We start from the raw sequence: 12498 nt of genomic DNA on the forward strand, positions 1-12498 counted from the left end.
TCATTCCGTCGACTTCCCCCCGAAGGGTTCCGTCGATTTCCTGCGCTCGACTTGCATGTATTAGGCACGCCGCCAGCGTTCGTCCTGAGCCAGGATCAAACTCTCCAAAGAATTTGATATAGCTCTTGAAAATGACGAAGCTTGCGCTTCAATCAAAACTTGTAAAACTTTTTTGCCTCATCGTTCAGTTTTCAAAGTTCGTCTGTCGCTCTTAACGACTCTTACAATATTACAAGTCATCGACACAGTTGTCAACCACTTTTTTAATTCTTTTCCGCTGCCATCAGCGGCAACGTTTATTACTTTAACCCATCCTCAAATAGAATGCAATAGTTTCGGTAAAAGTTTTTCTGAAAAAGTTTCCTGCCACGTTATAGCTTGGCTGTAGAAACCAAAGACCTCTCACCGCAATGGTGAGAGGTCTTAACTTGTTACTGTTGGTGACGCATTGTCGGGAAGAGCAATACGTCGCGAATCGATGGTGCGTCTGTGAGCAACATGACAAGACGGTCAATCCCGATTCCGAGACCACCTGTTGGCGGCATCCCGTACTCGAGCGCTTCTAGGAAGTCGTTATCAAGTTCATGGGCCTCATCGTTCCCAGCTTCTTTTTCAAGTAGTTGGGCTTCGAAGCGCTCACGTTGATCGATTGGATCGTTCAACTCTGTGAACGCGTTCGCGTGTTCACGACGAACGATGAACAGCTCGAAGCGATCTGTGAAGCGCGGGTCTTGATCGTTCTTCTTCGCAAGCGGCGACACTTCGACCGGATGTCCCGTGACGAACGTAGGTTGAAGCAACGTCTCTTCGATTTTTTGTTCGAAGAACTCGTTGACGATATGACCGAACGTCATATGGTCTTGGACTTCTACTCCGTGCTCTTTCGCAAGTTCACGTGCCTGTTCATCAGACATCTGCTGCCAGAAGTCGACACCCATCTCTTCTTTAACCAAGTCGACCATATGGGCCCGCTTCCAACCGACACCAAGATGGATCGTATCTTCTCCATACTTCACGTCTGTCGTACCGAGTACTTCTTTAGCAACGTGCGCAACGAGTTCTTCTGTCAAATCCATGATGTCGTTGTAATCAGCGTACGCTTCATAGAGCTCGATCATTGTGAACTCTGGGTTGTGTCGTGTCGAGATACCTTCGTTACGGAAGACACGGCCAATCTCATAAACACGCTCAAGGCCACCGACGATGAGGCGCTTCAAGTGAAGCTCGATCGCGATGCGCATATAAAGTTCCATATCGAGGGCGTTATGGTGCGTCAAGAACGGACGGGCAGCTGCTCCGCCTGCAATCGTATGGAGCATCGGTGTCTCAACTTCTAAGTAACCGCGATGGTTCAAGAAGTTGCGGATCTCTGAAATGATTCGGCTACGCAAAATGAATGTTTGGCGCGAATCATTGTTCGTGATCAAATCGAGATAACGTTGACGATAACGTTGTTCGACATCTTTTAAGCCATGATATTTGTCTGGAAGCGGACGGAGCGCTTTCGTCAAAAGTTCAAACGTCTCGACGTGAATCGATAACTCGCCGACATTCGTTTTGAACAGCTTACCTTTCACGCCGACAATATCACCGAGGTCAGACGATTTGAACAAATCAAACGCCTCATCCCCTACGTCATTTTTACGGACGTAAATTTGAACCTGTCCCGTGACGTCTTGGATGTGGGCGAAGAAGACCTTCCCTTTTCCACGTTTCGTCATAATCCGTCCTGCGAGCGTGACTTCTACGTCTTGCTCAGCGAGCGCCTCTTTCTCAATCGCTTCATATTGCTCATGTAATTCACCAGCATGGGCTGAGCGTTCGAACCGATGTCCGAACGGGTCGAGACCTTGCGCGCGCATCTCAGTCATCTTTTCAAATCGAACCTGCATTTGGTCGTTCATTTCCAACTCGTGACTCACTACTCCATTCACTCCTCTATACATATTGGGTTTGTTCCTAACAAAAAGCTGTCGACCTCACGGCCAACAGCACAGCCTAAGCTGTTCGCTCTTTGCGTATCACTTTTTCGCCAAACAAGCTTACCATAAATCACTTTTTTACACTAGTTCACACTTCTTGTGGCGCGTTCTCGATCTGTCCGACGAAATCGTAGAGCACACTCCCGACGGCATCCCGTGATTCCAACTCAAAGACTTGCTTACGGACCGGCCCGTTCCCTTTGAGACCTTTCAAGTACCAGGCCACGTGTTGACGCATTTCACGAACCGCCGCCACCTCACCTTTCAAGTCGATCAAACGATCGAGATGCAGCATGCAAATGTCAATTTTCTCGCGTGCCTTCGGCTCGACCGGAAGTTCACCCGTCTCGAGGTACTGCACCGTCTGATAGAGCATCCATGGATTTCCGAGGGCAGCCCGCCCGATCATGACCGCATCGACACCGTAATGGTCGAGGGCATGCTTCGCTTGTTGCGGCGTCGTAATATCACCGTTCCCGATAATCGGGATGCCGGCAATTTTCTTCGCCTCACCAATAAGCTCCCAGTTGGCTGTTCCTTCATACAATTGGGACCGCGTCCGTCCGTGAATCGCGATCGCCGCCGCGCCACCGGATTCGGCCGCTCTGACGTTATCTAGGAGGTAGATGTGCTGACTGTCCCAGCCGGTGCGCATCTTGACGGTCACCGGTTTGTCCACCGCCTTCGATACAGCGTTCACCATCTCATAAACCTTATCCGGATCGAGGAGCCACTTGGCACCCGCTTCACATTTCGTGACTTTCGGGACCGGACATCCCATGTTGATGTCGATGATATCGGCGTTCGTGTTTTGATCCACGTATTGCGCCGCTTTCACGAGCGTGTCTTTCGAACCGCCAAAAATTTGCAGGCTGAGCGGCTTTTCGCGCTCATCGACGTATAACATGCGCAGCGTTCTCGCGTTTTCAAATAAAATCCCTTTGTCGCTGACCATCTCCGCACAAACGAGTCCGGCACCGAATTCCTTCGCAATCAAACGAAATGCCGGGTTCGTCACTCCGGCCATCGGGGCGAGGACCGCCCGATTTTTTATATCAACGTTACCAATTTTGAACCCTGACATTGCTTCACTTCCTTCAATAGCGTTAAACAGAACCGACTAATGACGTTAACGACTGTAGACGTACGACGTCGCGCCGCTCCGATTCCGGCAAGGCGTCGCATAATTGTCGAACCGTCTTCCCATTAACCTCGAGCGTCGGAGCAATCTCCGCGAGCGGGGCAAGGACAAAAGCACGTTCATGCATTCGCGGATGCGGAACAGTTAAGTGCTTCGATTGTATATATTCGCCGTTATAGAGCAAGATGTCAAGGTCGATCGTACGCGGCCCGTTCTTAAACAGACGCTCTCTCCCAAGACCACGTTCAACCTGTTGGAGACGAACGAGCGCATCGTCCGCCCCTAGCGATGTCTCGACTTCGACGACCATGTTATAAAACGATGGTTGATCTTTATAGCCGACCGGTGCCGTCTCGTATACATTCGATTGCTTCGTCACATGAAGACCGGCCGCCTCCATCTCTTGAAGGGCACCGAACAAATAACGCTCCCGTTCACCGATATTCGAACCAAGCGCCACATACATCATCCGTTACGCCTCCGCGTCATCTCGATCGCGACCGAATCGTAATGGCCCGGAATCGGTGGATCCGGTTTGATGACCTTGACCGTCACACTTTGAATCTTGTCACTGTGGGCGAGCACGGCCGTCGTGATCCGTTCACCGAGTGCTTCGAGTAAGTTGACCGCCTCGCCTGTGACGATGTCTTCTGTCAGTTGATAGAGTCCGGCATAGCTGACGCCGTCTTCCAAATTATCGGACTGGCCGGCAGGGGCCAGGTCTAACTCACACATCAAATCAATATTAAATCGCTGACCGAGCCGGTTCTCTTCTTCAAATACACCGTGGTAACCGTAAAAACGCATCCCGTTCACAAACATCTTATCCAACTTGTCCGCCTCCTAACATCGCATCCATCATCCGTGACGCTCGTTTGTTCTCTAACACATCGTGCACCCGTACCCAGGCGCACCCCTTCACAATCCCGAGACATGTCGTCGCGACCGTCCCTTCGACCCGCTCCTCGGTCGGTAAATCAAGTGTCTGGCCGATGAACGATTTTCGCGATGTCCCGAGCAGAACGGGGAACCCGAGATTCGTGATGACGTCGAGCCGATTCATGAGCTCTAAGTTTTGGTTGTAGTCTTTGGCGAAGCCGATGCCGGGGTCTAACCAAATCTGGTCATCACAAACACCGGCGGCACGGGCGATCGCGATTGATTCTTGTATGTCGCCGACGACTTCTTCGATGAAGTGTCCATAGTTTCGGTTGTCTCGATTATGCATCAAAATGATCGGGACGTTAAACTCTTTGGCCACTTCTCCCATCGATTGATCGTCCCACTTCGACCCCCACACATCATTGATGATGTCAGCGCCCGCTTCAAGTGCCGCTCGCGCAACGATAGGTTTGTACGTATCGATCGAGATCAGGACGTCAAGCTCCTCTTTCAAGCGGCGAATGACCGGGACAACGCGGTCGATCTCTTGATCCGCCGTGACGAACTGTGCGCCCGGCCTTGTCGACTCGCCTCCGACGTCGATCGCATCGGCCCCGTCCTGAACGAGCCGTTTAGCGTGTTCGAGCGCTTGCTCGACTGCGTTATAACGCCCACCGTCTGAAAACGAATCTGGCGTCACGTTTAAAATGCCCATAATTTTTGTCATGCTGTTCCCTCGCTTTCAATTGCTCGTCGTAACTCGGACCAACACGCTGTAAATTGAGCACCCTGCTTGCCCGGATACGTCCGGCCGGCATAAGCGGTGACCGGTGCGATTTGTTGCACCGAGTTCGTGAGCCAAATTTCGGATGCATGCTCGAGTTCTTTAAACGTCACGTCACGTTCGAGCACGTCAAACGTCTCCATCAGCCAGTGCCGGGTCACGCCCGCAAGCGCCCCGGTCGCGAGCGGCGTCGTCCATAGCCGCCCATCCTGTTCCACCCAAAAGATGTTTGAGACGAGTCCCTCGACGACACGTCCCGCCTCGTCCGCGAACAAACCTTCCGCTTCCCGGTCGACCAAGGCACGTTTTCCAAGGATGTTGTTCATATAGTGATGTGACTTCAAACGGAACGCCGCTTCCGGTCGACTTCTCGGAAACGGGAGTGCCTCAAGCCGTTTCTCGGTCGGTTCGAACGTTTCCGGTAACGGTTTGACGAGCAGCGTCACGTTCGGCCGTGAGTAACGCCCGTCGTGCAGACCGAGCGGAGCGACACCGGCGGAGACGTTCAGTCGGATATATACGTTCGGCGCCTCGTTTTGACGCACGACGTCTTGAATCGCCTGCACGATCTCCTGCTTCGTATAAGGTAGATCGATCCAAAGAGCGTCCATGCTTTTCTCAAGCCTGTCCCAATGGAGGTCGAACAAGAACGGGACCCCGTCAAACGTCCGGAACGTCTCGAACAACCCCATCCCGTACAAAAAACCGTGGTCGTGAACCGGCACCGTCACTTCTGAACTGCCGCGCAGTTCGCCGTTATGCCAAAGCCACATGACGATACGCCTCGATAAAGTTTTTAATCATGTCTTTCCCATGTTCCGTCAAGATGGCTTCAGGATGGAATTGGACGCCCTCGATCGGCAACTCTTTATGGCGTAGCGCCATGATCTCTCCCGTGCTCGTCTCAGCCGTCACTTCTAAGCAGGACGGCAATGAAGTGCGCTCGACGGCGAGCGAATGATAACGCGTCACGATCGTCTGCTGTGGGATATCTTTAAATAACGTCTTGCCGTCATGTTCGATCGGTGACGTCTTCCCGTGCATGAGGCGGTCCGCATGGACGACTTTCCCGCCGAACGCCTGACCGATCGCTTGGTGACCGAGACACACCCCGAAAATCGGGATCTTCCCAGCAAACGTCCGAATCGCGTCGACGCTGATTCCCGCTTCGTTCGGCGTCCGCGGACCTGGCGAGATGACGAGATAACTCGGACCCATCTGTTTAATCTCTTCGATCGTAACGTCGTCATTACGACGCACGATCAAGTCCTCTCCAAGCTCACCAAAGTATTGAACCAAGTTGTACGTGAATGAGTCGTAGTTATCGATGAGTAAAATCATACCGTCGCCTCCGTCATTTCTTTCGCGGCCCATAGCGCCTTCGCTTTCGACAACGATTCTTCATATTCAGCGACCGGGTCAGAGTCGATGACGATCCCTGCTCCAGCCTGGACGTGGGCCATCCCGTCTTTGACGACCATCGTTCGGATCGTGATGTTAAAGACGAGGTCGTCGTACCAACTGATCCAGCCAAACGAACCCGTGTAAATCCCACGTCGAACCGGTTCAAGTTCCTCGATGATTTCCATCGTCCGAATTTTCGGGGCACCGGTAATCGTTCCGCCCGGGAACATCGCCCCGAGCGCCTCTGACCCGGACACACCGTCTCGCATCGTGCCGCGCACGTTCGAAACGATGTGCTGGACGTGTGAGTACTTCTCGATGACCATCAATTCGTCGACGTGTACCGTCCCATAAGCCGCCACTTTCCCGAGGTCGTTCCGCTCCAAATCAACGAGCATGACGTGCTCGGCCCGCTCTTTCTCGTTGTCGAGCAACGTCCGCGCTAGTTCCATATCTTCTGCCTCGTCCCGTCCGCGCGGCCGTGTCCCGGCGATTGGGCGTGTCGAGATCGACGTCCCGTGTTTCTCAATCAACAGTTCTGGCGAGGCCGACACCATCGTCAAAAAATCATCGACGAAGTACCCCATATACGGTGAGGGATTCATTTGGCGCAATGTGTCATAGACGTGGCGTGGGTCCGCGAGCAGCGCTTCCGATTGGCGGACGCTCAGATTCACTTGGAACACGTCGCCTTCGACGATGTAGTCTTGAATTTTCTGCACAGCTTCGACGAATTCACCTTGCGATAGAGAACGCGCTCGCTCGAGTGGCGCTTGCGCGACCGGTCCGAACGTGTAATGCGTCTCCGTCTGCCATAGGGCAGCCCAGCGCTCGAGCTTCGCTTCTACTTCTTCATCGGCGGTGACCAGCAAATAGAGGAGCGACGTCGCTTCGTCGAATACCGCCACTTCATCAAACAACAAGAACGAGACGTCGGGCGTCCCTAAATCATCTTCGGCTTGACGCGGCAAGCGTTCGAGTGTCCGGGCGACATCGTAACTGACATAACCGATCATCCCGCCGAAGAATGGCGGTGCTCCTTCTGGTCTTGCGGCAACGTAACGGGCCCGCACTTGCTCGACGATGTCGAGCGGTTGGCCATAAAACGTCTCGGTCTTATCTGAAATGACGAGCGTTCCAGTCCCATCTTTCACGTGAAGCGCACCGAACGGCTCGATTCCGGCCATCGTGTAACGTCCAGCCCTCCCGCTCTCGAGCCACGCATAGCGCTCGCCCGCTTCCGTCAACGTCATATACGTCTCATACATTCTCTCTTTTGTCGTTCGCATCGTTTTGAACGCTGTCGTTCTCACGTCAAATCCCCCCGTTCCACTCATTCATGCCTCTAATTGTACACAAGAAAAGGCAGTTACCGAAAGAAGATGTCTTCTGGTAACTGCCGTTTGTTATGCGCGAACGCTATCTGATTCTTCGTCGAACTGATAGAGCGGCGTGCTAAGGTAGCGTTCTCCGTTTGACGGGATGATCGCGAGCACGTTTTTGCCTTTCCCAAGGCGCTTCGCCGTATCGACCGCGGCCGCGATGGCTGCACCTGACGAGATGCCACCGAGCACACCGTTCGTCCGAGCCGCGAGACGCGCGTACTCGAACGCCTGCTCTGTCGTGATTTGAAGGACACCTTCGTAAATCTCAGTGTCTAAAATCGACGGGATAAACCCGGCCCCGATGCCTTGAATTTTATGAGGTCCTGGCTTACCACCAGATAAGACTGGAGAGTCGACCGGTTCGACCGCTAAAATTTGCACGTCCGGATAGTGGGCTTTCAATACTTTACCCGCTCCTGTGATCGTTCCGCCTGTACCGACACCAGCGATGAACGCATCGACTTGAAGACCTGACGCGTCGAACGCATCGACGATCTCAGGGCCGGTCGTCATTTCATGGACATTCGGGTTGGCCGCATTATTGAATTGTTGCGGGAGGAAGTAGCCGTTTTTCTCAGCTTCTTCTGTCGCCCGGCGAATCGCTCCGCCCATCCCCTCAGGACCAGGCGTCAAAATCAGCTCGGCACCGTATCCACGAAGCAGATTGCGACGTTCCATACTCATCGTTTCCGGCATGACGAGAATTGCCTTATAGCCTTTAGCGGCACTGACCATTGCGAGTCCGATGCCCGTGTTCCCACTCGTCGGCTCGATGATTGTGTCACCCGGCTTTAAGACGCCTTCTTCCTCAGCGGCCTCGATCATCGCTAAGGCGATCCGGTCTTTTACACTCGAACCAGGGTTCATATATTCCAACTTCATGTAAACCGTCGCGTCATCCGGTCCAGTCAGCCCGTTCAACTTCACGACCGGAGTCTTTCCAATTAAGTCTGTCACTGAATCTACGATACGCATTTCATTTCCTCCTTCATAATTCCGACTATTCCGATATTGTAATAATACCCTATCGGATTGAAAATATGCAATTTGGAACGACAGCCTCAGCGAGCTTGCTGTTTCATCACTTCGAGCTGTTCAGCCGAGAAGTGATACTTTTCGCCACAGAAGTGGCAAACCGCCTCGGCGCCACCGTCTTCTTCGATCATTTGACGGATCTCTTCGGTACCGAGCCCGATGATCGCACTTTCCATCCGATCCCGGCTGCACGTACAGTTGAACTGTACCGCTTGGTGGTCGAGCACTTCTAAACTATCTCCGAGTAACATCTGTAGCATCTCTTCTGGTGTCTTCTCTTCTCCGATGAGAACCGACACTGGCGGGAACGTTTTCAATGCGTCTTCTAACGCTTGAATCGTTTGCTCTGAAGCGTCCGGCATCAACTGGACGATAATCCCGCCGGCAGCTAAAATCGATTCATCTTCTGGAAGCACGAGCACACCAGCTCCGACGACTGAAGGCACTTGTTCCGACGTCGCGAAGTAGTACGTGAAGTCTTCACTGATCTCACCCGTTTGAATTTCGGACGAACCGCCAACGAAGTCTTTTAGCCCGAGGTCTTTGATGACCGAGATCGTGCCGCGGCCGACGACATCGCCGACTTTCAACTTCGTCAATCCGTGGTCGTTGACGAATGTTCCGCCTTCGACACGCGGATGTGACACGTATCCGCGGACGTCTCCTGCCGTGTCCGCATCGACGATAATTTTCCCGATCGGTCCATCGCCTTCGACTTTTAGGGTAACGCGCGCGGCTCCTTTTTGCATCGAACCGATCATCGTCCCGATCGTCATCGTCCGCCCGAGCGCGGCTGAGGCGACTGGTGTCGTCTGATGGCGAAGTTGCGTTTCGAAAATCGTTTTTGTCGTCCGTACGGCGAACGCCCGGACTTCTCCACCGAACCCGAGGGCACGGACGAGATAGTCGTCTTTCATTTGGTCAAGTAACGCTTGTTGTTCTGGTTGAATCATATTGAGTAACTCCTTTAAAGTTTATTTCTGGTTGCGCTCATAGATGAGACGAAGTCCATCGAGCGTCAAGAACGAGTCGACGACGTCAATCGTTTCAGCATGTTCACTGATCAAACGGGCCAGCCCACCAGTCGCGATGACGGTCGCTTCCCCGACTTCACGCTTGACGCGACTGACGATGCCGTCGACTTGGGCGACATACCCGTAATACGTGCCCGATTGCATCGCTTGGATCGTATTTTTTCCGACGACGGTCGGCGGGGTCGCGAGCTCGATGCGCGGTAATTTCGCAGCCCGTTGATAGAGCGCCTCAACCGAGATCATGATCCCCGGGGAGATGATCCCGCCATGGTAGCGGCGGTTGTCATCGATATAGCAATACGTCGTCGCCGTACCGAAGTCGACGATGATCAATGGACCGTCGTACTTGGCAATACCTGCGACCGCGTTGACGATGCGGTCCGCCCCGACTTCACGCGGATTATCGACGTGGATGTCGAGACCTGTTTTCACGCCGGGACCGACGACGATCGGCCGGACGTTGAAGTAGCGCTGCGACATCTGTTCGAGCGGGAAGATGACCGGTGGAACAACCGAAGACAAAATGACGCCGTCGATTTGGTCAAACGAGACGTTCGAGTGGTCAAACAGCGACTTGACGAGCATACCGTACTCGTCGGTCGTTTTCGTGCGGTCCGTCGAGATGCGCCAATGATGGACGAGCGTCTCACCATCGTACATCCCGAGGACAATATTTGTATTCCCAACATCGATCACTAAAATCATGATATGGTTCCTCACTTTGTTGTCAATTACAGTTCGATCGAATTATAACACGAAAAAAGACGAATGCCTTATTTAGGGCATTCGTCTCTTACACTTACCGTGATTCGTTGTTCGGGCGTTCCGTCGGTGTCGCTTCCGGCTTATCGCCTTCAGGGACAACGTCCGGCTTCGCTTCTTGAACGACTCCAGGCTGATCGATGACTTGTCCGTGCTTGACGGCCGCCTCATCTTTCTTCGCCTCATCGCTTGCATCATCTTTCGATGGTTCAGACGGCTCTTCCGGTTCGTGCGGAAGATATTCGCGCGTCTTGATCAAGTGACGAATCTGTTTCGAATCGAGCGTCTCGACTTCGAGCAACGTCTTCGCGACGAGCTCGAGATCGTCTTTACGGTCCGTCAAAATCTGTTTTGCTTTCGCGTAACAACGGTTGATGATGTCCCGGATCTCGAGGTCGATATCTTGTGCAATCGCATCCGAGTAGTTTTGTTCCGTTTGGAAATCGCGACCTAAGAAGACTTGTCCTCCATGGTTCGATCCAAGTTGGAGCGGTCCGAGCTTGTCGCTCATCCCGTAATCCATGACCATCTTCCGAGCGATACCAGTCGCGCGTTGGAAGTCATTGCTTGCTCCTGTCGATACTTCACCGAAGATGACGTCTTCCGCCACGCGCCCCCCAAGGAGACCAACGATTTTATCTTCGAGTTCAGGTTTCGTCATGAAGTAACGATCTTCTTTCGGAAGCATGACGACGTATCCGCCAGCATTTCCACGTGGGACGATTGTCACTTTGTGTACTTCGTCTGCGTTCTCAAGTTCAATCCCGATAATCGTATGACCCGCCTCATGATAGGCGACGATTTGGCGTTCTTTCTCCGAGATGACGCGGCTCTTCTTAGAAGGACCAGCGATGACACGGTCAATCGCTTCCTCGACATCCACGACCGAGACCGCTGAACGGTCAGACCGGGCTGCGACGAGCGCTGCTTCGTTCAACAAGTTTTCAAGGTCAGCACCTGAGAATCCAGGCGTCCGCTGCGCGATCGACTTCAAGTCAACTGTCGAATCGAGCGGTTTGTTACGGGCGTGAACTTTGAGTACTGCTTCACGGCCTTTAACATCCGGGCGGTCAACCGTGATTTGACGGTCGAATCGACCTGGACGAAGAAGGGCCGGGTCAAGAATGTCCGGACGGTTCGTCGCGGCAATCATGATGATTCCTTCGTTGTCACTAAATCCATCCATCTCGACGAGAAGTTGGTTGAGCGTTTGCTCACGCTCGTCGTGGCCACCACCAAGACCGGCACCACGCTGGCGTCCGACCGCATCGATCTCATCGATGAAGATGATACACGGTGCGTTCTTTTTCGCATTCTCGAACAAGTCGCGGACACGCGACGCCCCGACACCGACGAACATTTCGACGAAGTCAGAACCTGAGATCGAGAAGAACGGTACACCGGCTTCTCCTGCAGCTGCACGAGCGAGTAACGTCTTACCTGTTCCCGGAGGACCGACGAGCAAGACGCCTTTCGGAATCCGCGCTCCAAGTCGCGAGAACTTGCGAGGGTCTTTCAAGAATTCGACGACTTCGATGAGTTCTTGTTTCTCCTCATCCGCCCCGGCAACGTCATCAAACGTTACACGACGTTTTTCTTGGTCGTAGAGTTTCGCCTTCGATTTCCCGAAGTTCATCACACGACCGCCACCACCGCCGCCTTGGGCTTGGTTGAGCAAGAAGAAGAACAAGATGAAGATGATGATGAACGGTAAGATCGCGAATACGATGCTAAACCAGCTACCACTCGACTCTGATTCTTCGATTTGAATGTCGGTATTCGCACGAAGTTGCGAGAGTACTTCGGCGTATTCGGCCTCGTTGGCCGGGATATTCGTTTCATAACGCTGGTCTTCATCTCCTGTAAGGTCACCTGTAATTGAGATGGCTCCCGGGATTTCCTGTACGGTTGCCGTTTCGATCCGATCGTCTTCCACATATTCTAAGAACTTCGAATAAGAGAGCGTTTCGCTCTGGCTACTCGGGTTCTGTAAATATTGAAGGAACAAGATCAAGGCCAGGAAAATCACACCGAACACTAAGGTGTTTTTCACTGCACGATTCATTCTCTGCCTCCTATTCCGAGAAAC

At 53.0% G+C, this 12498-nt stretch carries 12 protein-coding genes and 1 rRNA gene; all 13 read right to left on the bottom strand.

Translation table 11 applies throughout. From position 1 onward, the window contains the following. Positions 1-111 (bottom strand): 16S ribosomal RNA (locus tag EVJ26_RS13095); the annotation flags it as partial. A 320-nt stretch (positions 112-431) separates the two neighbouring features. Beyond that, positions 432-1922 (bottom strand): lysine--tRNA ligase, encoded by a 1491-nt coding sequence (gene lysS / locus EVJ26_RS13100; RefSeq protein ID WP_070329362.1) that lies wholly within the window; start codon positions 1920-1922, stop codon positions 432-434. A 148-nt stretch (positions 1923-2070) separates the two neighbouring features. Beyond that, positions 2071-3066, bottom strand: a complete 996-nt coding sequence (gene dusB, locus EVJ26_RS13105; protein ID WP_131458701.1) for a tRNA dihydrouridine synthase DusB — start codon at positions 3064-3066, stop codon at positions 2071-2073. Positions 3067-3088: 22 nt separating this feature from the next. Then, positions 3089-3592 carry a 2-amino-4-hydroxy-6-hydroxymethyldihydropteridine diphosphokinase gene (gene folK / locus EVJ26_RS13110; RefSeq protein WP_131458700.1) on the bottom strand — a complete coding sequence of 168 codons (504 nt, stop codon included), beginning with the start codon at positions 3590-3592 and terminating at the stop codon, positions 3089-3091. Further along, positions 3589-3954: a dihydroneopterin aldolase gene (folB, locus tag EVJ26_RS13115; protein WP_070329365.1), complete on the bottom strand. Its 366-nt coding sequence runs from the start codon at positions 3952-3954 to the stop codon at positions 3589-3591. The genes folK and folB overlap by 4 nt, the downstream gene beginning before the upstream one ends. After that, entirely contained in the window at positions 3947-4732 is a 786-nt protein-coding gene (gene folP / locus EVJ26_RS13120) for a dihydropteroate synthase (RefSeq protein WP_131458699.1), read from the bottom strand. The genes folB and folP overlap by 8 nt, the downstream gene beginning before the upstream one ends. After that, a complete protein-coding gene (locus tag EVJ26_RS13125) occupies positions 4729-5562 on the bottom strand; it encodes an aminotransferase class IV (RefSeq protein ID WP_131470664.1) in 834 nt (277 codons plus the stop codon). Before EVJ26_RS13125 ends, folP begins: the two co-directional genes overlap by 4 nt. After that, positions 5546-6130: an aminodeoxychorismate/anthranilate synthase component II gene (gene pabA / locus EVJ26_RS13130; protein WP_131470666.1), complete on the bottom strand. Its 585-nt coding sequence runs from the start codon at positions 6128-6130 to the stop codon at positions 5546-5548. Before pabA ends, EVJ26_RS13125 begins: the two co-directional genes overlap by 17 nt. Further along, positions 6127-7506 carry an anthranilate synthase component I family protein gene (locus EVJ26_RS13135; protein WP_304988546.1) on the bottom strand — a complete coding sequence of 460 codons (1380 nt, stop codon included), beginning with the start codon at positions 7504-7506 and terminating at the stop codon, positions 6127-6129. The genes pabA and EVJ26_RS13135 overlap by 4 nt, the downstream gene beginning before the upstream one ends. A gap of 93 nt (positions 7507-7599) precedes the next feature. Then, complete coding sequence (gene cysK, locus EVJ26_RS13140) at positions 7600-8553, bottom strand: cysteine synthase A (protein ID WP_131458696.1); 954 nt, start codon at positions 8551-8553, stop codon at positions 7600-7602. A gap of 86 nt (positions 8554-8639) precedes the next feature. Continuing rightward, positions 8640-9566, bottom strand: coding sequence for an Hsp33 family molecular chaperone HslO (gene hslO, locus EVJ26_RS13145; RefSeq protein WP_131458695.1), 927 nt, complete (start codon positions 9564-9566; stop codon positions 8640-8642). Between the two features lie 21 nt (positions 9567-9587). After that, entirely contained in the window at positions 9588-10352 is a 765-nt protein-coding gene (locus tag EVJ26_RS13150; protein ID WP_131458694.1) for a type III pantothenate kinase, read from the bottom strand. Positions 10353-10446: 94 nt separating this feature from the next. Further along, entirely contained in the window at positions 10447-12474 is a 2028-nt protein-coding gene (ftsH, locus tag EVJ26_RS13155) for an ATP-dependent zinc metalloprotease FtsH (RefSeq protein WP_131458693.1), read from the bottom strand. Positions 12475-12498: the final 24 nt, after the last annotated feature.

It is taken from the genome of Exiguobacterium sp. SH3S1, from assembly GCF_004337105.1.
Taxonomy (GTDB): Bacteria; Bacillota; Bacilli; order Exiguobacteriales; family Exiguobacteriaceae; genus Exiguobacterium; species Exiguobacterium aurantiacum_A.